At 55.2% G+C, this 23921-nt stretch carries 24 protein-coding genes, 3 pseudogenes, 1 riboswitch and 1 other annotated feature; of the genes and pseudogenes, 18 read left to right on the top strand and 9 right to left on the bottom strand.

Features of this window, described 5'->3' with window-relative positions; translation table 11 throughout:
- Positions 1–205: 205 nt before the first annotated feature.
- Positions 206–682, top strand: coding sequence for an S-ribosylhomocysteine lyase (locus QSJ10_RS12200; protein ID WP_011232335.1), 477 nt, complete (start codon positions 206–208; stop codon positions 680–682).
- A 22-nt stretch (positions 683–704) separates the two neighbouring features.
- On the opposite strand, the gene ytzI is transcribed toward QSJ10_RS12200, so the two are convergent.
- Complete coding sequence (gene ytzI / locus QSJ10_RS12195; RefSeq protein ID WP_080706505.1) at positions 705–866, bottom strand: YtzI protein; 162 nt, start codon at positions 864–866, stop codon at positions 705–707.
- Between the two features lie 109 nt (positions 867–975).
- Positions 976–1110: pseudogene (locus QSJ10_RS12190) on the bottom strand (IS701 family transposase); the annotation flags it as partial.
- 250 nt (positions 1111–1360) lie between these two features.
- On the opposite strand from QSJ10_RS12190, the gene QSJ10_RS12185 reads away from it, so the two are divergent.
- The 3 genes from QSJ10_RS12185 to ytkD all read left to right on the top strand — a co-directional run bounded on the left by QSJ10_RS12185 (position 1361) and on the right by ytkD (position 2802).
- Positions 1361–1801 (top strand): Dps family protein, encoded by a 441-nt coding sequence (locus QSJ10_RS12185; RefSeq protein ID WP_033014567.1) that lies wholly within the window; start codon positions 1361–1363, stop codon positions 1799–1801.
- 142 nt (positions 1802–1943) lie between these two features.
- Entirely contained in the window at positions 1944–2276 is a 333-nt protein-coding gene (locus tag QSJ10_RS12180; protein WP_033014566.1) for a hypothetical protein, read from the top strand.
- Positions 2277–2334: 58 nt separating this feature from the next.
- Positions 2335–2802, top strand: coding sequence for an RNA deprotection pyrophosphohydrolase (gene ytkD, locus QSJ10_RS12175; RefSeq protein ID WP_033014565.1), 468 nt, complete (start codon positions 2335–2337; stop codon positions 2800–2802).
- A 115-nt stretch (positions 2803–2917) separates the two neighbouring features.
- On the opposite strand, the gene QSJ10_RS12170 is transcribed toward ytkD, so the two are convergent.
- The 3 genes from QSJ10_RS12170 to QSJ10_RS12160 are packed head-to-tail and all read right to left on the bottom strand — an operon-like array spanning position 2918 to position 5525.
- The gene (locus tag QSJ10_RS12170; protein WP_033014564.1) at positions 2918–3727 is read right to left on the bottom strand and encodes an ABC transporter permease; all 810 of its coding nucleotides are present in this window, start codon (positions 3725–3727) and stop codon (positions 2918–2920) included.
- Positions 3711–4502 carry an ABC transporter ATP-binding protein gene (locus QSJ10_RS12165; protein ID WP_033014562.1) on the bottom strand — a complete coding sequence of 264 codons (792 nt, stop codon included), beginning with the start codon at positions 4500–4502 and terminating at the stop codon, positions 3711–3713. The genes QSJ10_RS12170 and QSJ10_RS12165 overlap by 17 nt, the downstream gene beginning before the upstream one ends.
- Before the next feature lie 18 nt (positions 4503–4520).
- On the bottom strand, positions 4521–5525 hold the full coding sequence (locus QSJ10_RS12160; RefSeq protein WP_053532815.1) for an ABC transporter substrate-binding protein: 1005 nt from the start codon (positions 5523–5525) through the stop codon (positions 4521–4523).
- Between the two features lie 271 nt (positions 5526–5796).
- Between QSJ10_RS12160 and QSJ10_RS12155 the strand changes: the two genes are divergently transcribed.
- The 3 genes from QSJ10_RS12155 to QSJ10_RS12145 all read left to right on the top strand — a co-directional run bounded on the left by QSJ10_RS12155 (position 5797) and on the right by QSJ10_RS12145 (position 8080).
- The gene (locus QSJ10_RS12155; protein ID WP_033014559.1) at positions 5797–6585 is read left to right on the top strand and encodes an alpha/beta hydrolase family protein; all 789 of its coding nucleotides are present in this window, start codon (positions 5797–5799) and stop codon (positions 6583–6585) included.
- A 68-nt stretch (positions 6586–6653) separates the two neighbouring features.
- Positions 6654–6896 (top strand): DUF2584 domain-containing protein, encoded by a 243-nt coding sequence (locus QSJ10_RS12150; protein ID WP_033009830.1) that lies wholly within the window; start codon positions 6654–6656, stop codon positions 6894–6896.
- 233 nt (positions 6897–7129) lie between these two features.
- Entirely contained in the window at positions 7130–8080 is a 951-nt protein-coding gene (locus tag QSJ10_RS12145; RefSeq protein ID WP_033014557.1) for an Rpn/YhgA-type helix-turn-helix domain-containing protein, read from the top strand.
- A gap of 124 nt (positions 8081–8204) precedes the next feature.
- Here the strand turns inward: QSJ10_RS12145 and pckA are convergent, their stop codons facing one another.
- Positions 8205–9791, bottom strand: a complete 1587-nt coding sequence (gene pckA / locus QSJ10_RS12140) for a phosphoenolpyruvate carboxykinase (ATP) (protein WP_033014556.1) — start codon at positions 9789–9791, stop codon at positions 8205–8207.
- Between the two features lie 218 nt (positions 9792–10009).
- Positions 10010–10124: riboswitch (SAM riboswitch) on the top strand.
- A gap of 129 nt (positions 10125–10253) precedes the next feature.
- Here pckA and metK point away from each other — a divergent pair.
- On the top strand, positions 10254–11465 hold the full coding sequence (metK, locus tag QSJ10_RS12135; RefSeq protein ID WP_033014553.1) for a methionine adenosyltransferase: 1212 nt from the start codon (positions 10254–10256) through the stop codon (positions 11463–11465).
- A gap of 22 nt (positions 11466–11487) precedes the next feature.
- Here the strand turns inward: metK and QSJ10_RS12130 are convergent, their stop codons facing one another.
- Positions 11488–12036 carry a gamma carbonic anhydrase gene (locus tag QSJ10_RS12130; protein ID WP_011232320.1) on the bottom strand — a complete coding sequence of 183 codons (549 nt, stop codon included), beginning with the start codon at positions 12034–12036 and terminating at the stop codon, positions 11488–11490.
- A 338-nt stretch (positions 12037–12374) separates the two neighbouring features.
- Here QSJ10_RS12130 and QSJ10_RS12125 point away from each other — a divergent pair, with 338 nt between their 5' ends.
- Entirely contained in the window at positions 12375–13484 is a 1110-nt protein-coding gene (locus QSJ10_RS12125) for a tetraprenyl-beta-curcumene synthase family protein (RefSeq protein ID WP_080706504.1), read from the top strand.
- Positions 13485–13541: 57 nt separating this feature from the next.
- On the opposite strand, the gene mnmM is transcribed toward QSJ10_RS12125, so the two are convergent.
- Together mnmM and QSJ10_RS12115 are read right to left on the bottom strand one after the other, a co-directional pair.
- On the bottom strand, positions 13542–14129 hold the full coding sequence (mnmM, locus tag QSJ10_RS12120) for a tRNA 5-(aminomethyl)-2-thiouridylate-methyltransferase MnmM (protein WP_033014551.1): 588 nt from the start codon (positions 14127–14129) through the stop codon (positions 13542–13544).
- Between the two features lie 110 nt (positions 14130–14239).
- Positions 14240–14464 (bottom strand): annotated as a pseudogene (locus tag QSJ10_RS12115) (hypothetical protein); the annotation flags it as partial.
- 121 nt (positions 14465–14585) lie between these two features.
- Between QSJ10_RS12115 and QSJ10_RS12110 the strand changes: the two are divergent.
- The 9 genes and pseudogenes from QSJ10_RS12110 to QSJ10_RS12070 all read left to right on the top strand — a co-directional run bounded on the left by QSJ10_RS12110 (position 14586) and on the right by QSJ10_RS12070 (position 23816).
- The gene (locus QSJ10_RS12110) at positions 14586–14849 is read left to right on the top strand and encodes a YtzC family protein (RefSeq protein ID WP_033009819.1); all 264 of its coding nucleotides are present in this window, start codon (positions 14586–14588) and stop codon (positions 14847–14849) included.
- A 132-nt stretch (positions 14850–14981) separates the two neighbouring features.
- Positions 14982–15146 (top strand): hypothetical protein, encoded by a 165-nt coding sequence (locus QSJ10_RS12105; protein WP_033009817.1) that lies wholly within the window; start codon positions 14982–14984, stop codon positions 15144–15146.
- 115 nt (positions 15147–15261) lie between these two features.
- Positions 15262–16461, top strand: coding sequence for an MDR family MFS transporter (locus QSJ10_RS12100; RefSeq protein WP_033014548.1), 1200 nt, complete (start codon positions 15262–15264; stop codon positions 16459–16461).
- A 61-nt stretch (positions 16462–16522) separates the two neighbouring features.
- Positions 16523–16747: a binding site (T-box leader), on the top strand.
- Positions 16748–16821: 74 nt separating this feature from the next.
- Positions 16822–19240: pseudogene (leuS, locus tag QSJ10_RS12095) on the top strand (leucine--tRNA ligase).
- A 239-nt stretch (positions 19241–19479) separates the two neighbouring features.
- On the top strand, positions 19480–19794 hold the full coding sequence (locus tag QSJ10_RS12090; RefSeq protein ID WP_050367712.1) for a rhodanese-like domain-containing protein: 315 nt from the start codon (positions 19480–19482) through the stop codon (positions 19792–19794).
- Between the two features lie 274 nt (positions 19795–20068).
- Positions 20069–21343, top strand: coding sequence for a helix-turn-helix domain-containing protein (locus tag QSJ10_RS12085; RefSeq protein WP_053532816.1), 1275 nt, complete (start codon positions 20069–20071; stop codon positions 21341–21343).
- Between the two features lie 5 nt (positions 21344–21348).
- Positions 21349–21477 (top strand): hypothetical protein, encoded by a 129-nt coding sequence (locus QSJ10_RS12080; RefSeq protein WP_269057534.1) that lies wholly within the window; start codon positions 21349–21351, stop codon positions 21475–21477.
- A 407-nt stretch (positions 21478–21884) separates the two neighbouring features.
- Positions 21885–23531 carry a M4 family metallopeptidase gene (locus tag QSJ10_RS12075; protein WP_053532817.1) on the top strand — a complete coding sequence of 549 codons (1647 nt, stop codon included), beginning with the start codon at positions 21885–21887 and terminating at the stop codon, positions 23529–23531.
- Between the two features lie 105 nt (positions 23532–23636).
- A complete protein-coding gene (locus QSJ10_RS12070) occupies positions 23637–23816 on the top strand; it encodes a sporulation protein Cse60 (RefSeq protein ID WP_008880941.1) in 180 nt (59 codons plus the stop codon).
- Positions 23817–23921 lie beyond the last annotated feature (105 nt).

Below are 23921 nucleotides of genomic sequence, written 5' to 3'. Positions count from 1 at the left end.
CTCCTTTCTGTGATCATCATGATTACAATAGAACAAACCGTTCTTTTGTTCAAGAAAAACAACTGTCGTTCGCTCGGAAGGGAGCGCCGACTCAGCCTTGCTTTTTGGGCATAGACGCCAAGCCGAACGAGAGGCAAAAAAGATGCGGAACGTTCCTCGTCTTGGTTATGATAAAAAAGAGAATAAATAACTAGGAGTGATTGACATGCCTTCACCGGTGGAAAGCTTTGAATTGGATCATTGCGCGGTCAAAGCGCCGTACGTTCGGCATTGCGGCGTTCACAAAGTCGGCAGCGACGGCGTCGTCAATAAGTTTGACATCCGTTTTTGCCAACCGAACAAAGAGGCGATGGATCCGGCCGCGATTCATACGCTCGAGCACCTGCTTGCGTATACGCTGCGCCGACATGCGGCCAAATATGATCATTTCGATATTATCGACATCTCGCCGATGGGCTGCCAAACCGGGTTTTATCTTGTCGTGAGCGGCTCGCCAACCGTGGACGAGATCATTGATTTGTTGGAAGAAGCCATGAAGGACGCGCTCGCCGCGACGGAAGTGCCAGCCGCGACCGAGCGGCAATGCGGCCAAGCGAAGCTGCATGATCTAGAGGCGGCCAAACAGCTGATGCGCTTTTGGCTTTCGCAAGAGAAAGAAGAGTTGAAAAAGGTGTTTGGCTGATGAACAAGCCGGCCCCGCGCCGCTACTGCGGCTGCTTCGGGCCGGCTTGTTGTTCGCCGCCGCGTTCATTCGGGAGCGGATCGACCGTATGCTTGTAGGCATACGCTTTGGAAGTCGTGACGACCGCCAGCGCAAGAACGACAGCGGCGATGATGAGGCAAACGATCAAGGTCCAGTACATCATGACGCCCGCCTTTTTTCTTTTTATTACTGTAGATGAGCAATTTTCATAACAATAATTACCATGTAAAAAGAAACAAACAGGGTACCCCTTATGCCACATGGAGCTGTTTTCCCGAAAAGCCCTTCGTGATCATCGCATCCACGATATGAACGAGATGCTTCATAACAGGTTTTGAAAAATAAAGGGCCAACCCCAACATCGTGAAAAACTTGTGAATTCCTTGATGATGTGCTAATCTATTCATTAGATATGAACCTCCTTGTAAATGGTTTGGTAGCACATCTATTCTAACCAAGGAATCGGGTTCATGTCTCCTTTTTTGTTTCGATGTAAATTTATGTTAGTGATTTTGCTCATCTACAGTTTATTATACCATATCTGGCAGAGCTGGCGTTCATATTTCCGGTGAAATCGGGCAAGCTATCCATCGACACGTTTTCCATGTTTCATCAACAAGCCAGCTGGGTACAAGAACCATAAGGAGGAGTGAGAGGATGACAACTCGACTGATCGATCTTGTCAACAAGCAAATCGCCAACTGGACTGTGTTGTACGTGAAATTGCACAACTATCATTGGTATGTCACCGGGCCGCAGTTTTTCACGCTGCATGAAAAATTCGAAGAGCTGTACAACGAAGCCGCGATCCACATTGACGCACTGGCCGAGCGGCTGTTGGCCTTGGGTGGCAAGCCTGTGGCGACGATGAAAGACTGCCTCAAGCAGGCGTCCGTCAAAGAAGCAGCCGGGACGGAAACGGCGGAGCAAATGGTCGCTTCGATTGTCGGCGACTTTGAAACGATGATCGGCGAATTGAAAGAAGGCATGCAGCTGGCGGATGAAGTGAACGATGAAACGACGGGGGATATGCTGCTTGGCATTCATCGCAGCTTGGAAAAACACGTCTGGATGTTGAAATCGTTCTTAGGACGATAAGAATAAGGAGGCTGTCCTCAGGCCGGGGGACGGCCTTTTGCTTCGTCCAAGGCGATCGAGCTGTTGAAAGATGAAATAAAATGAGCATAGTTTTCCCCGATTGCCCCACACTAAGCAAAAAGAGCAGAAGGAGTGAACGAAGGTGGCAGACGAACGGAAAAAGACGTATTACGTGTCGATGGCAACCGGGGAAATTTCCCAATTGAAAACCGCGTCGCCGTGGGACTTTCAAATCGAGGCGACTGATGAGGAAATCGCCCGCCTGCGCGAGTATTTCGACCAGAACTACTCGACCGACTGGCAGGCGTTTTGGCGCGCCCACGTGCCGTATATTCAATACCATTACGACCGGGAAAACGATGCGTACGACCGGACGATGGTCGACATTTACAAAATGATTTATGAGCTCGGCAACGACGAAGCGAAAGCACACATCCGCTCGATAGGCATTCTTCCGGACGAAAAAGAAGAGTAAACGCCGCGAGTCGAGCGGTGTTTTTCTGTATAATGGGGAGAGGAAAGGGGAGAGTCCGATGCATGAATTTCGCGATTATTACGGACATCGCGTTCGGCTGGCCTTTGCGGATCATCCGTTTTCCCCCTCCCCCGGGCATGTATGGGTCATGTGCCGCTATGGCGGGCGATGGCTGTTGACGGATCATCCGCGCCGCGGCCTTGAGTTTCCCGGCGGCAAGGTGGAAGAAGGGGAAACAGCGGCGGAAGCCGCGGCCCGCGAAGTGATGGAAGAAACGGGGGGAATTGTCGGCCGGCTCGAATACATCGGCCAATATAAAGTGGAGCCGGATATCGTGAAAAACATTTATTTTGCCGACATCGCTGCGCTCGTCGAGCGGGGGTCGTATTTGGAAACGAACGGTCCGGTGCTGCTTGAGGCGCTGCCGGATGACATCCGCGCCGATCAGCGTTTCAGCTATTTCATGAAAGATGACGTGCTTTCACTGGCGCTTGCCAAGTTGAAACAGCGCGGGCTGATCGATTGAAAAGGGGCGCCGATCGGAGGTTCCCGAAGATGGGCTTCCCAAAAGCGGCGGATGCCGGCTCATTGGGAGGACAGGAATGAAACGAGACGCCCGTCAACATTCGGCGAGCGTCCCGCTAGCGGCGGTTTCCCCATTTTTTTTCGATCAAGGCGACAAGCTGATACATAACGGTCGACAGCAAGGCGACAATGAGCAGGCTCATCAACACAAGGGTGAAGTTGAACACTTGGAAGCCGTAAATGATTAAATACCCAAGCCCTTGCTTGGAGATGAGAAACTCGCCGGTGATGACGCCGACCCAAGCGAGGCCGACGTTCACTTTCAACGTCGAAATGATCGCCGGGAACGACGCCGGAAGCACCGCCTCTTTAAAGCATTGGTAGCGGGTGGCGCCGAACGTCCGCAGCACTTTCAAATAGTTCGGATCAACTTCTTGGAACGCCGAATAGACGACAATCGTTGTGATGATGACCGAAATGACGACGCCCATGGCGATAATCGACGTAAATCCCGGCCCAAGTGCGACGATCAAAATCGGCCCGAGGGCGACTTTCGGCATGGCGTTGAAGACGACCAAATATGGATCGAGCGTTTTCGCCAGGCGCGGAAACCACCAGAGGACCGCGCCGATGAGCGCCCCGCCGGCGGTGCCGATCAGAAAGCCGAGCAACGTTTCAAACAATGTCGCCCACGTGTGGACAAACAGCGAATGATCGCCGAGTTTTTCGCCAAACAGCTTGGCGATGGCGGAGGGCGAACTGAATAGGAGCGGATCGACCCAATGAAAGCGGCTCGCCGCTTCCCAGACGGCGAAAAAGGCGACAAGTAGCGCCGTCTGCCAAAGGCGGATCACTCGCCGCTCTTTGCGCAATGCGGCGAGGTATTCACGGTGCAGCGACTGGATGCGGTCAGGAGCTTGATTCAAGAGCCTCCATCTCCTTCCAAATGGATTGGAACAATGGCGAAAACGCCGGATGCTGGCGGGCGGCAAGCGGCGGGCGGCCGCGCAGTTCATCCGGGATGACAAACGTCCGCACAAGGCGCCCAGGGCGCGGCGAAAACAAGAAAATGCGATCGCTCATGGCGATGGCTTCTTCGATGTCATGGGTGACGAGCACCGCTGTTTTTTCGTATTGTTTTAACGTCTTCCAAACGAGTTCTTCCAGTTTCAGCTTTGTTTGTTGATCGAGGGCGGAAAACGGTTCATCAAGCAAAAGCAGCTTCGGGTCGGTCGCCAACGTGCGCACGAGCGCCGCACGCTGGCGCATGCCGCCGGACAGCTGGCTCGGGTAATACGACTCGACGCCGCCAAGGCCGATCTCCGCCAGCAGAGCGAGCGCCCGTTCTTTGGTTTGAGCAGTTAGCGTTCTAGTCATTTTTAAGCCGAGAAGGATGTTTTCTTCGATTGTTTTCCATGGGAATAGGTAGTCTTGCTGAAGCATGTAGCCGACCGCGCGCCGCGCCGTCGGCGCGGCCATTCCGCTCGGCCAAATCGGTTGGCCTTCGATGTGGACCGCCCCTTCCGTCGGTTCAATCAGCCCAGCGATGATGGACAAAAGCGTCGTTTTGCCGCAGCCACTTGGGCCGAGAAAGGAGACAAATTCTCCTTTCTCGACGGACAGCGACACATCATCGAGTGCAGTGACGGCGTTCGTTTTCGTCAAATACGTGTGCGAAAGGCGGTCGATGGCAAGAAACATTTCGTTCACCTGCTTTCGTCACTTGTTCATCGCGTTTTTGGCAAACGACGAATCAACAAGCGTGTTCAGGTCGATGCGCTTCGGCAGCTCGCCGGCTTCGGCCATAATGGTTTGCAAGTTGTTCCATTCTTCTTCATCCAAAATCGGATCGGTCGCGTAGGTCCCTTGGCTTTTGTAGCGCTCAACCACTTTTTCGATGATGGCCGAGTCCGTGTCCTTAAAGTACGGTTGAATGGCTTTGGCAATTTCAGCTGCGCTGTGTGATTCGACCCATTGCTGCGCTTTGTAGATCGCGCGCGTAAATTTTTCAATCACGTCTTTGTTTTCGTTCATGTAGCTTCGTTTTGCCATATACGACGTGTACGGGACGCGTCCGGACTCCATGCCGAACGAAGCGACGATATAGCCTTTTCCTTCTTGTTCGAAAAGGCTCGCCGTCGGCTCAAACAGCTGGACGAAATCGCCCGTCCCGCTCGCAAAGGCGTTGGCGATGTTGGCGAAATCGACGTTTTGGATCAGCTTCAAATCTTGATGCGGGTCAATGCCGTGTTTTTTCAGCACAAACTCGCCGACCATCTGCGGCATGCCGCCTTTCCGTTGGCCGAGGAACGTGCTTCCTTTCAGCATCTCCCATGTAAAGTGGTCGATTTTCTCGCGGGAAACAAGAAACGTCCCGTCGGTTTGCGTGAGCTGCGCGAAATTGATGACCGGATCGTCCGTCCCTTGTGCATACACATAAATGGATGTTTCCGAACCGACCAACGCGATGTCCGCGCCCCCGGAAAGAAGCGTCGTCATCGTTTTGTCGCCGCCCCATGTCGTTGTCAGCTCGACATCGAGCCCCTCTTCCTTGAAGAACCCTTTCGCCAAGGCGACGTACTGCGGCGCGTAAAAAATCGAACGCGTCACTTCGGCGAGGCGCACGGTTTTAAGTGGTTTTTTTCCTTCGTCGGCGCCGTTGTTGCAGGCAGCGAGCGGCAAAAGGAGAAGAAGCGAACACAACCATGCGATCCATTTTTTCATGCGGCTTACCCCCTTTTCGTCCACGTGCGGTGAACATTGGTTTCACCTTATCGTATGCAGGAGGGAAAAATGTGTGAAGGCCTAGAAAAAATAGGCGGTCGGGCCGTTCCTCGCGCTCGAGGGCTTTTTCAAGTTGATGCTCTTCCAAGGGGCGGCATGCAAGAGCGGCGAGGCAGTCGGACATCTCCACTTGCCCTAATGAAAGAAGGCATTGGGGGATGATGACGGGTGGTTCGCATCATCTAGTTTCGCGTAGGAAGGAGGCGGGCGTATGGACGGGGACATCATCGACCAATACATGTTTCCGTCGCCGCACCCGGGCATCGAGGTGTTCGTTGTCACCTATATGTCCCAAGGGCTGAAGGTGAAAGGGTTTTTCGCGGCGCCGAAAGGAAACGGCGTGTACGACGGGTTTTTATATTTGCGTGGCGGGATCAAAAACGTCGGGCAGGTGCGAGTGCCGCGCCTCATCGAGTTCGCGTCGCGCGGATTTGCCGTCTTCGCCCCGCTTTACCGCGGCAACGGAGGCGGGGAAGGGAACGAAGATTTCGCCGGCGACGATCGCTATGACGCATTTGCCGGGTTTGAGCTTCTTCGCCGCCACCCGCTCGTCCACCCGGGGCGCGTCCATCTGTTCGGCTTCTCGCGCGGCGGGGCGATGGCGCTTCATGCCGCCCTTATGGCGGAAAACGTCTGTTCAGTCGCAGTTTGGGGAGGGGTGACCGATATGGCGCTTACGTATCAAGAGAGGCCAGACTTGCGGCGGATGATGAAGCGCGTCATCGGCGGGACGCCGAACAAATGCCCAGAGCGCTATCGGCACCGCACGCCGCTCTACCATTTGGAGCGGCTCAAGGCCCCGGTGCTCATCATCCACGGCGGACGTGATGAGAACGTATCGATTGAGCACGCTTGGCGGCTGGAACGGCGGTTGAAGCAGCTCGGAAAACCGGTGACCGCATGGTACTTCCCCACGTTCACCCACTATTTTCCGCCGCCAGCCAACCGCAAGACGGTGCAAAGGCTTACACAATGGATGAAACAACAGCCGACGGTGTGATACGATACGAGTAGAAAGGCGGCGCGGCCGCCAACGAATCGATGGGCAGCCAAGGAGGTTGAAATCATATGGGCATGCCGATGGAAGTGCAGACGGTCATTGTGACCAAAGGGAAGGAACAGCGCGTCCAAGGAAATGTGTTTGTGCTGGAAAAAGACGGATACCGTTTGTATCCGCTCGACGTGCCGCTTGAAGTGCGCCGGACCGTACAAAGCGAAGCGAGCGGCATCGCGGTCGTGAAAAAGCTCGAGTGGGAAGACAACCGGACGACGGTGACGTACGAGCTCGTCAGCCTGTATTCGACGAATTGAATGCGGGAGACCGCGGAGCCGCACCGAATGGGGCGGCCGACTAAGCGGGGAATGGGAGCGCAAACGGAAGAACGGTTTGCGCTCCCTGTTTTGGAAGCGAGGGAAAACTAGGCCGCTTGCCCCGATTCCGGCCGTAACAGCGAAACGGATGAAAAAGTTCGGGGAAAAGCAGGAGTTGGGCCGGAAGAAAGCGAATAGGATGCAATGTATTTGATATCGCAAGGAGGGAAAACGTGGCCAAACAGCGAATCGATCACGACCGGTTGTTCAAGGAGCTGCTGTCGACGTTTTTCGAAGACTTTTTGCTTCTTTTCTTTCCTGACGTGTACGAGCACATCGACGTTCACCATCTCTCTTTCCTCTCCGAAGAGCTGTTCACCGACGTGACAGCCGGGGAGAAGCACCGCGTCGACTTGTTGGTCGAAACAAAGGTAAAAGGGGAAGACGGGCTCGTCATCGTTCACGTCGAACATCAAAGCTATAAACAGCGGACGTTCCCCGAGCGAATGTTCCTCTACTTCAGCCGCTTGTTTCAAAAACACCGCCGCCGCATCCTCCCGATTGCCATCTTCAGCTACGACGAACGCCACGACGAACCTTCCTCATTGATGATTCAATTTCCATTTTTGATGGTTCTTGACTTCCGCTTTCTGACGGTGGAACTGCACAAACTGCCGTGGCGCGAGTACATCCGCCGTGACAATCCGGTTGCCGCCGCCTTGTTAAGCAAAATGGGGTATAATGAAAGCGAGAAGGTGGAAGTGAAAAAGGAGTTTTTGCGCATGCTAGTCCGCCTCGAGCTCGATGAGGCGAAGCAGCGGCTGTTGTTTGGGTTTTTTGAAACATATTTGTGGTTGTCCGAAGCGGAGGAAATCCAACTGCGAAACGAGGTGAGCCAAATGGAGACGAAGGAAGCGAAACAAGTGATGGAGCTCATCATCTCATACGAACAGCGGGGAATCGAGAAAGGCATTCAACAAGGAGTCAAACAAGGAATTGAACAAGGGTTGAAACAAGGAATAAAGCAAGGGATGAAGCAAGGGATTGAACAGGGACGTCAAAAAGGGATCGAGGAAGGGAAAATCGACATCGCGAAGAAAATGTTGGCGAAAGGGTACGATGTCGACACGATCCACGAGCTGACCGGGCTGCCGGCGGAAAAGATTGAACAGCTGAAGAAGTAAACCCGCCTTCGCATTGTCGTCGACCTCCAATCGTGCAAAAATCCCGGGGGATCGACGACAATCATTTTATGCGTTCGAAAAAACAGCCGGACAGGGAACGGCTCCCTGTCCGGCTGGGTTCTTGTTAAACGAGCGGTCCGCCGAGTTTTTCGATGGACGGATCGATGTGGGCGAATTTTTGGAAGTTGGCGCGGAATTTTTGCGCTAGCTCTTTTGCTTTTTGTTCGTATGCTTGTTTGTCGGCCCATGTGTTTTGCGGCTGCAGGACGTCATCCGGCACGCCCGGGACGCGGGTCGGGATGGCGAGGCCGAAAATCGGATCTTTGACCGTTTCGACGTTGTCGAGCTCCCCTTCGATGGCGGCTTGCACCATCGCCCGGGTGTAGGCGAGCTTCATGCGGCTTCCGACGCCGTACGGCCCCCCTGTCCAGCCGGTGTTGACCAAAAAGACGCGGACGTTGTGTTCGGCGATTTTTTGCCCGAGCATTTCCGCGTACTCAACGGCCGGGCGCGGCAAAAACGGTGCGCCGAAGCACGTTGAGAACGTTGCTTCCGGTTCGGTGACGCCGCGTTCGGTGCCGGCGAGCTTGCTTGTGTAGCCGCTTAAGAAATGGTACATCGCCTGTTCGCGCGTCAGCTTGCTGATCGGCGGCAGGACGCCGAACGCATCGGCTGTCAAAAACACGATCGTGGACGGATGGCCGGCGACGCTCGGGTCGATGATGTTTTGGATCGCCTGAAGCGGGTAGGCGGCGCGTGTGTTTTCCGTCAGCGTGCCGTCGTCGTAATTCGGCACCCGCGTCGCGTCATCGAGAACGACGTTTTCGAGCACCGCGCCGAAGCCGATGGCGTCAAAAATTTGCGGCTCTTTCTCGCGCGATAGCTTGATGCATTTCGCATAGCAGCCGCCTTCGATGTTGAAAATGCCGCGGCTTGACCAACCGTGTTCGTCATCGCCGATCAAGCGGCGGTTCGGGTCGGTCGAGAGCGTCGTTTTTCCCGTTCCCGACAAGCCGAAAAAGAGGGCGACGTCGCCTTCCTGCCCGACGTTGGCCGAGCAGTGCATCGGCAGGATGCCTTGTTCCGGCAGCACATAGTTCATGACCGAGAAAATCGATTTTTTCATTTCGCCGGCATACTCGGTGCCGCCGATCAACACGGTGCGCCGTTCAAACGAGATGATGATGAACGCTTCCGAGCGCGTCCCGTCCACCTTCGGGTCGGCTTTAAAGTTCGGCGCGCAAATGACGGTGAATTGCGGCTCGTGCGCGGCGAGCTCCTCGGCGCTCGGGCGGATGAACAGCTGATGGACGAACAAGTTGTGCCAGGCGAATTCGTTGACGACTTGAATCGGCAGCCGGTATTTCGGATCGGCGCCGGCAAAGCCTTTAAAGACGAACAGTTCATCTTGTTTCATTAAATAATCGAGCACTTTGTCGTACAGTTTATCAAACGTCTCCGGAGACATCGGCTGGTTGACCGCGCCCCAGTCGATCGTTTGCTTCGTTGACGGTTCTTCGACGATGTATTTGTCTTTCGGCGACCGCCCTGTGTACTTGCCGGTTGTCACCGCGACGGCTCCGGTGTGGGTCAGCCGTCCTTCGTTCCGTTGCAGGACTTTCTCGACGAGCTCGGCGACGGACAATTGGTGATGTACGTACGGTTTTTGTAGCAATAAATCAAGCTTATTCGTCATGTTTGCGATCCCCATATTCAAAACCCGCCTTCTTTTTGTAATCACTCTTGAAAATAGTATAACACATTTTTATTAATAGTCCATACTAATTGTGTGGGTTTTTCAAACTTTATTTTGCCCAATGTGTCGATTTCCTTGAGGAAAGAATTTTCGCGGCTGGAAATGATAAAAAATGAATTTTGATAGTTGACTTTGCCGATTCCGTTGCGATAAGATAAGTCATTGAACGGATACTCTTATCCCGAGCCGGTGGAGGGACAGGCCCGATGAAGCCCAGCAACCGTCACAACTGGACATGTGTGAAATGGTGCTAACCTGTGGCAAGGCGCAGTCCTTGAACGATAAGAGTGAAAGGAAGCAATACGATTGCCATGACCTTTCCTCAGCCGTTACAGGAAAGGTTTTTTATATTGCGAAGGGAAAAAGGGAAATGAGTTCCGTGTCGCCACATCATGCCAAGAGGAGGAAACAAACCGAATGTCAGCCAAACGCCGCTTGTTTACTTCAGAGTCTGTGACGGAAGGACATCCGGATAAAATTTGCGACCAAATTTCTGACGCCATTTTGGATGCGATTTTGGAAAAAGATCCAAACGCCCGCGTCGCCTGCGAAACGAGCGTCACGACCGGGCTGGTGCTCGTGAGCGGGGAAATCACGACATCAACATACGTGGACATTCCGCGCATCGTCCGCGATACGATCCGGGAGATCGGCTACACGCGCGCCAAATACGGATTTGACGCTGATACGTGCGCGGTGCTGACGTCGATTGACGAACAATCGCCGGACATTGCGATGGGGGTGGATCGGGCGCTCGAGGCGCGCGAAGGTCAGATGACTGATGAGGAAATTGAAGCGATCGGCGCCGGCGACCAAGGATTGATGTTTGGGTTCGCCTGCAATGAGACGGAAGAATTGATGCCGCTGCCGATTTCGCTTGCGCACCGCTTGGCGCGCCGATTGGCGGAAGTGCGTAAAACGGACGTCTTGCCGTACTTGCGGCCGGACGGGAAAACGCAAGTGACGATCGAATACGATGAAAACGGCAAACCGGTGCGCGTCGATACGATCGTCGTTTCCGCGCAGCACCATCCGGAAATTACGCAAGAGCAAATCGAGCGCGACATTAAAGAGCAGGTCATCAAGCCGGTCGTGCCCGCGGAGCTGCTTGATGAGAACACGAACTATTTCATCAACCCGACAGGACGGTTTGTCATCGGCGGTCCGCAAGGGGATGCTGGGTTGACGGGGCGCAAAATCATCGTCGATACGTACGGCGGCTACGCCCGCCACGGCGGTGGCGCGTTCTCGGGCAAAGATCCGACGAAAGTCGACCGCTCGGCAGCGTATGCGGCCCGCTATGTCGCGAAAAACATCGTCGCGGCAGGACTGGCCGACAAATGCGAAGTGCAGCTCGCCTACGCGATCGGCGTCGCCCGTCCGGTATCGATTTCCATTGATACGTTCGGCACCGGCAAAGTGTCGGAAGACATTTTGATTGAGGTCGTGCGCAGCAACTTCGATCTCCGCCCGGCGGGCATCATCAAAATGCTTGACCTGCGCCGCCCGATTTACAAACAGACGGCTGCTTACGGCCATTTTGGGCGTACGGACATCGACTTGCCGTGGGAGCGCACTGATAAAGCGACGACGCTGAGAGAACAAGCGCTGGCGCTGGCGGACAAGTGATGAAAGAAAAAGAGCTGCCTGATCACGGTAGCTCTTTTTTGTCGGCGCACGATGTCCGCTGTTGCTGCAGCGCTTTGTAATACTGCCCTTTCTCGACATATTCGCGGCGGATGCGCTCCATTTCGCGGATATCGTCTTCCGTCAGTTCGCGGACGACTTTCGCCGGTCGGCCGAGGGCGAGCGTGTTGGGTGGAATTTTTTTGCCCGGCGGCACTAAACTGCCGGCGCCGATAAACGCGCCTTCCCCGATTTCCGCGCGGTCCAAAATGATTGAGCCCATGCCGATGAGCGCGTTTTTGCGAACGATGGCGCTGTGCAAAATGACTTGATGGCCGACCGTCACCCCGTCCTCAATGATAAGCGGATTGTTTGGACTTTGATGCAAAATTGAGTTATCTTGAATATTGACCCGGTTGCCAATCACCGTTGGTGCCACATCGCCGCGAATGACGGTATTGAACCAAATGCTTGTCTCTTCGCCGATCACGACATCGCCGGTGATCGTCACATAGTCGGCGATAAAGGCGGAGGCGGCAATTTGCGGCGTTTTGCCTTTGTATGGGTAAATCATGGGCGTTCGTTCCTTTCTGTTGCAAAATCGATCGTTCACCATGTATTGTACAACGCTGCGTCCAAATCGCCAACGAAAGCGAGCGCGCCTAATCGGGATTGGTGAAAAACGTTTCGTTTCGCCCGATGAGTGGTTGGGATCGGGGAAGAAGATCCGATTTCACAAAGCTTCTCAACGTGAGAAGAACCGTTGTTGAGCGGCTTTTTCATTCCGTCGCCAACCCTTTTATGATTTGCCCCGGCCGCATTGATGGCAATACTGGAAGACGAGATCGCAAGCTGTTCAGACGCGAAACAATTTTGGTTGCCGATAAGATGGAAATGCTAGGAGACGAGACCATGGTGTTTGCACCTGAGGTGAACCGATTGAACATTCCGAAAAACCCCATCGCCTTGATGAAAATGGTGTATCGTGACGTGCTTCCGCTTGTCCACCGCGAGCTTGCCTATTGGCGGCGCCAGGCCGAGCGCATTCCCGACCCGGAGCTTCGGCGCCAGGCCTTGGCGAGCATCGCGTCGAAAACGTTCCATTGCGAAGGCGGCTCCATTTTGGCGCTTTTGGCCGGAGAAAACATGGAGGATTGCATCCGCTTTATCGTGGCTTACCAGACGATCAGCGATTATTTGGATAATTTGTGCGACCGCAGCACCTCGCTCGATCCGCTCGACTTTCGCGCCTTGCACGATTCGATGCCGGACGCGTTGACAATCGGCGCCGAGCCGTCGAACTATTACCGACATCGCCGCGAACAGGAAGACGGCGGCTATTTGCCGGCGCTTGTCCGCACGTGCCAAGAGGTGCTCGAGACGGTGCGCCATTATGAGACGATCGCCCCATTTTTGCATGAATTGGCCGGATATTATTGCGACTTGCAAGTGCATAAACATGTCGAAGCGAGCGAGCGGGTGCCGCGGCTGGAGAAATGGTTCGCGCAATACAAAGACGCCTTGCCGCCGATGGAGTGGTATGAGTTTTCCGCCTGCTCCGGTTCGACGCTCGGTATTTTCTGCCTCGTCGCCTATGCGTTTGGCGAATCGCTGCCGCCGGAGATGGCGAGACAAGTGCGCGACGGTTATTTTCCATACATTCAAGGGCTGCACATTTTGCTCGACTATTTGATCGATCAAGAGGAAGATCGAGCCGGCGGCGATTTGAATTTTTGCTTTTACTATCCGAATGAAACGGTGATGCTTGAGCGGCTTTGCCATTTCATCGAAGAGGCCGACCGCCATGTCGGCGCCCTTCCGCACAGCCAGTTTCACCGCCTTATTCACCGAGGGCTTCTTGGGTTGTATTTGTCGGATGCCAAGGTGAAAAAGCAACGCGGTCTGCACCGGCTGGCGCGCCGGCTCGTCCGCGCCGGCGGGGCGGCGTCGATGTTTTTTTATTGGAACGGAAAAGCGTACCGCTTTTGGCAGGAGCAACAAAAACGGCTGTCCTTTTCGTAAGGGCAGCCGTTTGCTTGTACTGGCGAGAGCAGTGGTTCGTCGGCGGATCGGACGGAATCAGGCGCTCCCATCCGCCCGATTCTCGAGTGCGATCAAAAACGGCGGGTTGTTTTGCCGATTGATGAATTCGTATTTCAAGGCATGGACGCGCCGTTGATCAAGAAAGCGGACGTAATCAAGGAGCGCGTCGCGTTCGCGCTTTCCCTCCGGATGGCCGTGGTAGACGACAAGAACGATGATGCCGCCCGGCTTTAGGATGGAAAGAAGCTGCTCGACCGCTTGAATCGTCGATTCCGGCTGGGTGGCGATTTGCTTATTGCCGCCCGGCAAATAGCCGAGGTTGAACACGGCGCCGGCGATGCGTCCGTGAACGGAGTCGGGGAGCGTTTCGAGCAGCAGGCTATGGCTTGTCTGAAACAGCGTCACCCGCCCGTCCAGCCCGTGTTCGGCGAGGCGGGCTCTGGCCGTCGCGATCGCTTCGGCTTGAATATCAAAACCAAACACATGCCCGCGCTCCCCGACGAGCTCGGCTAAAAAGACGGTGTCATGGCCGTTGCCAACTGTCGCATCGACGGCGATGTCGCCTTCGTTGACTGCTTGATCAAGCAAAAAGCGGGCAAACGGCAAAATATTCATGATGGCCATGCGTTTGCCACCCCCTGTTCGCGCCGCTTTCCTTGAAAGCTGTCCCGCCGCTTGAGTTCAGCGTCAATGGCGTTTAGCCCTTCCCATTTGTTGACGCTCCACATCGGGCCAAAATCGCCCGATCTGGCGGCGCTGCAAAACGTGCAGTCGCCATACGTCACCGTTCCGTCGCGGTTCGGGCAGTCAAACCTGCCGTCAAGGGCGACTTTGAACACGTTTTGGCCGAACGTTTGCCGCAAATGGCAGTTCCATGTGTGATACCGTTTTCCGTCGGCGGCATATGGAAATGGGATTGCGTTTGTCACGGCCGTTCTCTCCTTGTGCTGAAATGGCATCATCCTTGCATTGTACCACGGATGGCGGCAAAAAGCGACTGTTGCCAATCATTGACGTGATACAGATGAAAGCGTCGGCGCATAGTAAAGATGAGGGAACATCATGAAAAGAGGTGAGCGCATGGCGACAAGACAATCGGTGGAAGAATTTTTGCAGCGGTGCGAAGACGTCATCCGCTTTGCGAAAGAACAATATACGGAAGCGCAAAAGCAAGAGCACTACAACATCACGGAATACACAAACGCCCAGCAAATGCTTGAGCAGACAGTTAACGATTTGGCTCACTTGGCGCGAAGTTGCAACGCCCAGCAGCGGGAACAGCTGCATCGGATGCGGCTTCAGCTTGAGCAGCTGCAAAACGAGATGATTTTGCTTGACCGATGAAACAAGAGCTTTGCACGATGGCCGCTATCGAAGGTCCTGGTGCATAACAAGCGGATGTTGCCTGACCGGTGAAACGGAAAGCAACCGCAGGGCGGCTGTCTGCTTGATGGCGAACACAAGGAGGAACAAGGAATGAAGCGACGTCTGAAACAAACGAACCCGGAGCAAAAAACGCGCAACGGTCACAACAATAACGATTTGGAACTCGGCCAAGACTTTGATCCGGTGAAACTGGCGAAAAAACAGTATGAACAAACAGGTGGCCAGCCGGCCCGCTCCAAGCAGCGGAACGGGTGACGCGCCGCTGTCTGTGAGGGCGCCATGCCGCCCTCTTTTTTTGATTGCTTTTTTTCGCTTTCCCACATACAATTAGTTTGGGAGTCGAAATAGCAGACGAAAAGGATGATGACCGATGCCCCGTGCTCTTTGGTGGCTGCTTGTCGGCATGGCGCTCAATGTCACAGGAGCGTCGTTTTTATGGCCGCTAAATACCATTTATTTGCATGAACAGCTCGGCCAGCCGCTCGTCGTAGCGGGAGCGGTGCTGATGCTCAACTCCGGCGGCAGCGTCATTGGCAGCTTGCTCGGCGGCATGTTGTTTGACCGGATCGGCGGGTTTCGCACGCTCGTGTCCGGAGCGTGCCTGACGATGGCGGCGCTTGTCGGTTTGGGCGTCTGGCATGGTTGGCCGCATTATGCCGTCTGGCTGGCGCTTGTCGGCATCGGCAACGGCGTCGTCTTTCCGGCGGCGTCGGCGTATGTCGGGGCGGTTTGGCCGGAAGGGGGACGGCGGGCATTCAACGCCTTGTATGTGGCGCAAAACATCGGCGTCGCCGCCGGCTCGGCGCTTGGCGGCGTTGTCGCCTCGCATTCGTTTGCGCTCGTGTTTTGGGCGAACGTTTGGCTGTATGCCGCTTTTTTGGCGACGGTCGTCATTGGGCTGCGGCGCATGCCGCTTCCGCCGCTGCGGAGAAAAGAGCGGAAGCGCCGAACGGGGGACGGGGCGCCCCGGGCGCACATCCGCGCCCTTGTCCTTCTTTGCGCCGGCTATGGATTATGCTGGATGAGTTACGTCCAATGGTCGACGACGATCGCCGCCTATACGCGCGAGCTTTCCATTCCGGTTCATCACTACAGCTTGCTTTGGACGATCAACGGCGCCTTGATCGTGCTCGGCCAGCCGCTGTTGGCGCCGTTGGTCCGCCGCTTTATGCCGGGGATGAAGCGGCAGATCGCCATCGGGTTCGCCGTTTTCACCGTCTCGTTTGCGATATTGTTTGGCGCGGATTCACTTTTGCAATTTGCGACGTCGATGGTTGTGCTCACGATCGCCGAAATGATCGTCTGGCCGGCGATTCCGGCGGTGGTGAACGAGCTGGCGCCGCTGGGGAGAGCCGGGTTTTACCAAGGGATCGTCAACGGCACGGCCACGGCTGGACGGATGATCGGGCCGGTCCTCGGCGGGTGGGTCGCCGATGCGTTCGGAATGAAACCGCTCATCGGATTGCTTGTCGCCTTCGCTCTGCTGGCCGTCGGCGCGGCGCTCGTGTATGACCGGGGGCTGCCGAAGCGGGCGGAAGAGGCGGGGGAAAAAACGGCTGTGACCGTCTAGTTTTTCGCTTGCAATCGATCGACAAATTTTTTACAATAATAATAAATTTGTCATCATAAAGCGAACAACGGTGAAGAGGAATAGTAGCGGGCTTGATGGACGGCAGAGAGTTGACGGTCGGTGCGAGTCAACCGAAGTCAATCCGCGAACTCGCCTCGGAGTTGCCGGCGTGAACGGCTGCGGCCGATAACGCCGGCCGTGAATCTGCGTTAAGGAACAAAGCGGGTGCGCCATAGGCGCGCCAAAAAAGGGTGGTACCGCGGGAAGTGTTCCTCTCGTCCCTTTTGTTCGGGATGAGGGGTTTTTTTGTACATATTTTCGTCTATGATGCAAGTAGAACTGGATAGGAGGAGTGCTGCGATGAGCTTCAACCACCGCGAAATTGAACAAAAATGGCAGGACTATTGGGAGAAAAACAAAACGTTCCGCACGCCCGATGATGACGACAAGCCGAAGTTTTATGTGCTTGACATGTTCCCGTATCCGTCCGGCGCCGGCTTGCACGTCGGCCATCCGGAAGGGTATACGGCAACCGACATTTTGGCGCGCATGAAGCGGATGCAAGGGTACAACGTCCTTCACCCGATGGGCTGGGACGCATTTGGGCTGCCGGCCGAGCAATATGCGCTTGACACCGGCAACGACCCGGCGGAGTTTACGCAAAAAAACATCGACAACTTCCGCCGGCAGATCAAATCGCTCGGGTTCTCATACGACTGGGACCGTGAAATCAACACGACCGACCCGAATTATTACAAATGGACGCAATGGATTTTCTTGAAGCTGTATGAAAAAGGGCTCGCCTACATGGATGAAGTGCCGGTCAACTGGTGCCCGGCGCTCGGCACCGTGCTGGCGAACGAAGAGGTGATCAACGGCCGGAGCGAGCGCGGCGGACATCCGGTCATTCGCAAGCCGATGCGGCAATGGGTGTTGAAAATCACCGCCTACGCCGACCGGCTGCTCGAAGACTTAGAAGAGCTCGACTGGCCGGAAAGCATTAAGGAAATGCAGCGCAACTGGATTGGCCGTTCGGAGGGAGCGGAAATCGAGTTCGCCGTCGACGGCCATGACGAAACGTTCACCGTCTTCACGACGCGGCCCGATACGCTGTTTGGCGCGACGTACACCGTCTTGGCGCCGGAGCATCCGCTCGTGGAAAAAATCACAACGCCGGAGCAAAAGCCAGCCGTTGACGCCTACTTAAAGGAAATTCAAAGCAAAAGCGACCTTGAGCGCACCGATTTGGCGAAAGAAAAAACGGGTGTGTTCACCGGCGCGTACGCCATTCACCCGGTCACCGGCGATCGGCTTCCGATTTGGATCGCCGACTACGTCTTGATGAGCTACGGCACCGGAGCGATCATGGCCGTGCCGGCGCACGATGAGCGCGACTATGAATTCGCGAAAACATTCCACTTGCCGATCAAAGAAGTCGTTGCCGGCGGGAATATCGAAAAGGAAGCGTACACCGGAGATGGTGAGCATATCAACTCCGAGTTTTTAAACGGCTTGAATAAGCAGGAAGCGATCGACAAAATGATCGCCTGGCTTGAGGAGCATGGCAAAGGGCGGAAAAAAGTGTCGTACCGGCTGCGCGACTGGCTGTTCAGCCGCCAGCGCTACTGGGGCGAGCCGATTCCGATCATCCATTGGGAAGACGGCACGATGACGCCGGTGCCGGAAGAGGAATTGCCGCTTGTGTTGCCGAAAACGGATGAAATCCGTCCGTCGGGAACGGGAGAGTCGCCGCTGGCCAACATCGAAGAATGGGTCAATGTTGTCGACCCGAAAACCGGGAAAAAAGGGCGGCGCGAAACGAACACGATGCCGCAATGGGCGGGCAGCTGCTGGTATTACTTGCGCTACATCGACCCCCACAACGACAAGCAGCTCGCCGATCCGGAGAAATTGAAAAAAATGGCTGCCGGTCGACGTCTACATCGGCGGGGCGGAGCACGCGGTCTTGCATTTGCTGTACGCCCGCTTTTGGCATAAGTTTCTCTACGACCTTGGCGTCGTGCCGACGAAAGAGCCGTTTCAAAAGCTGTTCAACCAAGGGATGATTTTGGGCGAAAACAACGAAAAAATGAGCAAATCCAAGGGTAACGTCGTCAACCCGGACGATATCGTCGAAAGCCATGGCGCTGACACGCTGCGGCTGTATGAAATGTTCATGGGGCCGCTTGAAGCGTCGATCGCCTGGTCGACGAAAGGGCTTGACGGGGCGCGGCGCTTCCTCGACCGCGTCTGGAGACTCTTTGTCACCGAGAATGGCGAACTGAACCCGAACATTGTCGACGAACCGGCGAACGATACGCTCGAGCGCGTCTATCATCAAACGGTGAAAAAAGTGACGGAAGACTATGAAGGCTTGCGCTTTAACACTGCCATTTCGCAGCTGATGGTGTTTATCAACGAAGCGTACAAAGCGGAGCAAATGAAAAAAGAATACATGGAAGGCTTCGTCAAGCTCTTGTCACCGGTTTGTCCGCACATCGGCGAAGAGTTGTGGCAAAAGCTCGGCCATACGGACACGATCGCCTACGAACCGTGGCCGGCGTATGATGAAACGAAGCTCGTCGACGACGTCGTCGAAATCGTCGTGCAAATCAACGGCAAAGTGCGGTCGCGCCTGCACGTGCCAGCCGACTTGCCAAAAGAAGCGCTCGAGGAGCGGGCGCTGGCCGACGAAAAAATTAAAGAGCAGCTCGAGGGCAAAACGGTGCGCAAAGTGATCGCCGTCCCGGGCAAGCTCGTCAATATCGTCGCCAACTGATCGTTGGCTGTTCGATCCGCACAGGCGGTGGCGCGTGCCGTTTCCTGCGAAGCAACCGCAACGGCGCCCGCGCCGTCTGGGCCGGCTTTGTCCCTCCGCTTGGCGCGGAAGCGGGCGTCCATCGCCGATGTGCTTTTAGGCAGCGGGCGGGGAAACTGCGCTTTCTCGCCGCCGTTTGTCGAAGCGGCCAAAAGCAAGAACCGTTTGCTGAAACGATCAAAGAAAGGAGTCGGTCCGCCATGGAAGAGATCAAAGAAATTACCCCGGCTGAGGTGAAGGAAAAACTCGAACGCGGTGAAAAGCTGAACATTGTCGATGTGCGCGAAGACGAGGAAGTCGCCCTCGGCATGATTCCGGGCGCCAAGCATATCAAAATGGGCGACATCCCCGATCGGCTTGAGGAATTCGACCGCAATGAAGAATATATTTTCGTCTGCCGCTCCGGGCGGCGTAGCGAAAACGTCTGCCGCTATTTACAAGAGCGCGGCTACCGTGTTTGCAACATGACAGGCGGCATGCTTGAGTGGGAAGGGGAAACGGTGCCGAAACGATGATGCCTCGTCGCGCCTGCCGTTTCCGCCTGACCGCGGCCGGGCGTCCGTGCGAATGGCGATGCGGGCTTTCGTGAAGAAGGTTTCCATGTTAACGAGACATCACAGTTTCGGCCGACATGCAGCCGGCAGCCGAAGGCGGCCTGCACGTTTTGTTCGACAGGTGTCCCAATCGTTTGGGGCGCCTGTTTTGTTTTTTAGTGCCGAAGGGCGATGGAAGCAGACAGAAAAAACATTATAATTTTCAGTAAAAGAAAAATGAAGGGATCGATGGTGGTTGAAACTGGGCGATTATGTGAAATTGGCCCGCTTGATGAAGGGGTTGACTCAAGAGGAGGCGGCGGACGGTATCATTTCGGTCTCGTATTTGTCGAAAATTGAAAACAATCAAGCCACGCCGAGCAAAGACGTGCTTGACCTGCTGTTCCGCCGGCTCGGCATCTGTCAAGGTGAAGGCAAAACGGCCGCTTCATGGCGTGAATCGGTGATGGACTGGTACAAAACGATGGTGGCCAGAGAGGTGCAAGCCGCCCGCGAGAAGCATGAAACGGTGAGGCAGCTGTGCCAGGAGAGCAACGATATCGAAGCGGCGATTTACTTCCAATTGATGTACGTCCGGTATTTGCTGCTGCTTCGCGATGTCAAAGGGGCTGAGGCGGCGGCGCGGAGCGTACAGGAGTGGTATGAGGCGCTCGATGATGCGATGCGCTACTACTATTGGAAGTTTTTGGGGCTTCTCTATTATTGTCAAGAAAAATACGACGATGCTTTGCAATGCTACCAAAAGGCAGAACGGTTGTCGGGGGAGGAACGCCGGCCGGGCTGGGAGAAGGCGGATTTGGATTATTTGTTGGCGCTTTCATACAGCCGGACGTGGAACGTGTTTTCGTGCCTCCGCTATGCCGAGCAGGCCTTGGCGCTCAGTCAGGCGGAGTACGATTTGCGCCGCAGCGCTGAATGCCATATTTTGCTCGCGATTTGCTACCGGCGCTGCGGGGAGATCGACAAAGCGGTCGACCATTGTCTGCTGGCCCAAAAGGCGGCGAGGATGGTGGATGATCGACGGCTTCTGGGGATTGTGGAACACAATCTCGGCCACTTGAAAGGAATGAAACGTCAATACCGCGAGGCGGTGCAACATTACGAGAACAGTTTGATCTATAAAGAGGACGCCCCGCTGGATGCTCGGCTCATCACGCTTTTGTCGCTCGTGCGCGTGCATTGCGATGCCAAGCATTATCGCAAAGCGTCGATGGCTGTCGAGGAAGGGTGGAAACAGCTCGAACAAGCCCCTAACGGCGCGTCCGAGCATTATGAGTATTATTTGCATTTTTCCATTTACCGGCTGCTGTTGTCGGGCGAGGGGGAAGCGTTCGAGCGGCTGCTCAAGCACGAAGCCATTCCGTATTTTCAAAGGCGGAAAGAATACGAAGACGCCGCCTGCTATGCCGAATATTTGGCCGATTACTACGCGCGCTTGCGCCAGTACAAACAAGCGGCCCATTATTATCGGCTCAGTTGCGAGCTTTTGCGGAAACGGGAAAGGAGGTGAAGCGGTTGAAAAAGCGAATCATCCTGATCATCGCACTCGCTGCCCTTGGTCTTGCTTCCGCCTTCGCCGGCGGAACCGGCGTGAAAGAAGCAGCGAAAGACGAACATCCGCCGCCGACCGTGATCGCCCGGTAACCGGGCGTGCGATAGGCCGCGAAACTAAAGCAAAACCGTAAACAGTGGCGCCCCTAAAGGGCCCCTTTTTTCTTTGAAAATGCGCCGCCTTGATCAGTCATTTTCATGCCTGGGTGGGGAGCAAGGCTTGCACATAGATGTTTTTTATGAGCGGAGGAGGCCCCCTTCCCCGGGTGGCGTCACGCCTTGCTGTGGATCAGGAAGCATTGCGCTATGGACGAAGTGAGCCTCCTTTCGTTCTCGGGATATAGCCGAAAAGAACCAGGGGAGGAAAAACGAAAGTCCGGCCGTGCACGGAGGGCGTGTCATTGCCGTTCATTTTCCCAATACAATAAGGATGACTATTTTGGTAAAATTCAGAATGTGAGGAATCATCAAATACATATTCAAGAAAGGGGAAGAGGAGAATGAACAAACGGGCGATGCTCGGGGCGATCGGGCTGGCGTTCGGCCTGCTGGCGGCGCCGATCGGCGCTTCGGCGAAGGGGGAATCGATCGTCTGGAACGAACAATGGAAGACGCCGTCATTCGTGTCCGGTTCGTTGCTAAACGGAGGGGAACAAGCGCTGGAAGAGCTCGTTTATCAATACGTCGATCGGGAAAACGGCACATTCCGCCTCGGCGGACGCGCCCGCGACCGTTTGGCGCTGATCGGCAAACAGACTGACGAACTTGGCCATACCGTGATGCGGTTTGAACAGCGGCATCACGGTATACCGGTTTACGGCACCATGCTGGCTGCCCATGTGAAAGATGGCGAGCTGATCGCGCTGTCGGGGTCTTTAATTCCCAATTTAGACGGCCAGCCGCGGTTGAAAAAGGCGAAAACGGTCACCGTCCAACAGGCGGAAGCTATTGCCGAGCAAGACGTAACGGAGACAGTGACGAAGGAGCGGCCGACAACCGAAAACGGCGAGCGGACGCGGCTCGTCATTTACCCGACTGATGGCACGGCCCGCCTCGCTTATGAAGTGAACGTCCGCTTTTTAACCCCGGTTCCCGGCAACTGGGTGTATATCATTGATGCAACCGATGGGGCCATTTTGAATAAGTTCAACCAAATCGACACCGCCAAGCCCGGCGGCGGGCAGCCGGTCGCCGGCGCGTCGACGGTCGGCGTGGGCCGGGGTGTGTTGGGGGATCAGAAATATATCAATACGACGTATTCCTCGTATTACGGCTACTACTATTTGCAAGACAATACGCGCGGCAGCGGCATTTTTACGTATGACGGACGAAACCGCACCGTTTTGCCCGGCAGCTTGTGGACCGATGGCGACAACCAATTTTCCGCCAGCTATGACGCGGCGGCCGTGGACGCCCATTATTACGCCGGCGTCGTGTATGATTACTACAAAAATGTGCACGGCCGGCTGAGCTATGACGGCAGCAACGCCGCCATCCGTTCGACCGTCCATTATGGCCGCGGCTACAACAACGCGTTTTGGAACGGTTCGCAAATGGTGTACGGCGATGGCGACGGACAGACGTTTTTGCCGTTTTCCGGCGGCATTGACGTCGTGGGGCATGAGTTGACCCATGCGGTGACGGATTATACGGCCGGGCTTGTTTACCAAAACGAATCTGGCGCCATCAATGAAGCGATGTCCGATATTTTCGGCACGCTCGTGGAGTTCTACGCCAACCGCAACCCGGACTGGGAGATTGGCGAAGACATTTACACGCCTGGGGTCGCCGGCGATGCGCTCCGCTCGATGTCCGACCCGGCGAAATACGGCGATCCGGATCATTATTCCAAACGGTACACCGGCACGCAAGACAACGGCGGCGTCCATACAAACAGCGGCATCATCAATAAAGCGGCGTACTTGCTCAGCCAAGGCGGCGTCCATTATGGCGTGAGCGTCACCGGCATCGGCCGCGACAAAATGGGGAAAATTTTCTACCGGGCGCTTGTCTACTATTTGACGCCGACGTCGAACTTCAGCCAGCTGCGTGCCGCCTGCGTGCAAGCGGCCGCTGATTTGTACGGGTCGACAAGCCAAGAAGTCAACTCGGTGAAACAGGCGTTCAATGCGGTTGGAGTGTATTAAGACGATGACGTCACGCGTCCCGCTGTTCGGGGGCGCGTGACGCCTTTTGTGGGCAGGATTTTCCCTAAATGCGTGGAAAAGGAAAAAGAAAACGGGGGAATGGCGATGTACAAAGTGAAAGTGTTTGATAAAGAGCATGAAAAAGATTTGGAAGCGGCGGTCAATGATTTTTTAGCCCGATTGAAAGACGGACAGTTGATCGATGTCAAGTACAGCGTGGCGGCGATGGAATCGGAAGGCGAGCAAATCTACTGTTTTTCCGCCATGGTCATTTACCGGACTTGACACTTCACACGGCTCCAGACTGCGGGATTCTTTGGCCGTTTTCGTGCTGATCCCCCCAAAGCGGGCGACGCTTTTTTCGTTTCGGCATTTCCATTTCAGGCGGCG

Source organism: Geobacillus stearothermophilus ATCC 12980 (assembly GCF_030369615.1).
Classification (GTDB): Bacteria; Bacillota; Bacilli; order Bacillales; family Anoxybacillaceae; genus Geobacillus; species Geobacillus stearothermophilus.
The sequence above is the reverse complement of the archived record's forward strand: the minus strand, read 5'-3'. Positions and strand labels throughout refer to the sequence as shown.

Coding starts and splice junctions, on each gene's coding strand:
- QSJ10_RS12075 (WP_053532817.1), top strand. CDS start 21,885: ATGAACAAACGGGCGATGCTCGGGGCGATCGGGCTGGCGTTCGGCCTG.
- metK (WP_033014553.1), top strand. CDS start 10,254: ATGTCAGCCAAACGCCGCTTGTTTACTTCAGAGTCTGTGACGGAAGGA.
- QSJ10_RS12185 (WP_033014567.1), top strand. CDS start 1,361: ATGACAACTCGACTGATCGATCTTGTCAACAAGCAAATCGCCAACTGG.
- QSJ10_RS12090 (WP_050367712.1), top strand. CDS start 19,480: ATGGAAGAGATCAAAGAAATTACCCCGGCTGAGGTGAAGGAAAAACTC.
- QSJ10_RS12100 (WP_033014548.1), top strand. CDS start 15,262: ATGCCCCGTGCTCTTTGGTGGCTGCTTGTCGGCATGGCGCTCAATGTC.
- QSJ10_RS12200 (WP_011232335.1), top strand. CDS start 206: ATGCCTTCACCGGTGGAAAGCTTTGAATTGGATCATTGCGCGGTCAAA.
- mnmM (WP_033014551.1), bottom strand. CDS start 14,129: ATGGCCATCATGAATATTTTGCCGTTTGCCCGCTTTTTGCTTGATCAA.
- pckA (WP_033014556.1), bottom strand. CDS start 9,791: ATGGGGATCGCAAACATGACGAATAAGCTTGATTTATTGCTACAAAAA.
- ytkD (WP_033014565.1), top strand. CDS start 2,335: ATGCATGAATTTCGCGATTATTACGGACATCGCGTTCGGCTGGCCTTT.
- QSJ10_RS12110 (WP_033009819.1), top strand. CDS start 14,586: ATGGCGACAAGACAATCGGTGGAAGAATTTTTGCAGCGGTGCGAAGAC.
- QSJ10_RS12160 (WP_053532815.1), bottom strand. CDS start 5,525: ATGAAAAAATGGATCGCATGGTTGTGTTCGCTTCTTCTCCTTTTGCCG.
- QSJ10_RS12105 (WP_033009817.1), top strand. CDS start 14,982: ATGAAGCGACGTCTGAAACAAACGAACCCGGAGCAAAAAACGCGCAAC.
- QSJ10_RS12165 (WP_033014562.1), bottom strand. CDS start 4,502: ATGTTTCTTGCCATCGACCGCCTTTCGCACACGTATTTGACGAAAACG.
- ytzI (WP_080706505.1), bottom strand. CDS start 866: ATGATGTACTGGACCTTGATCGTTTGCCTCATCATCGCCGCTGTCGTT.
- QSJ10_RS12150 (WP_033009830.1), top strand. CDS start 6,654: ATGGGCATGCCGATGGAAGTGCAGACGGTCATTGTGACCAAAGGGAAG.
- QSJ10_RS12070 (WP_008880941.1), top strand. CDS start 23,637: ATGTACAAAGTGAAAGTGTTTGATAAAGAGCATGAAAAAGATTTGGAA.
- QSJ10_RS12125 (WP_080706504.1), top strand. CDS start 12,375: ATGGTGTTTGCACCTGAGGTGAACCGATTGAACATTCCGAAAAACCCC.
- QSJ10_RS12130 (WP_011232320.1), bottom strand. CDS start 12,036: ATGATTTACCCATACAAAGGCAAAACGCCGCAAATTGCCGCCTCCGCC.
- QSJ10_RS12155 (WP_033014559.1), top strand. CDS start 5,797: ATGGACGGGGACATCATCGACCAATACATGTTTCCGTCGCCGCACCCG.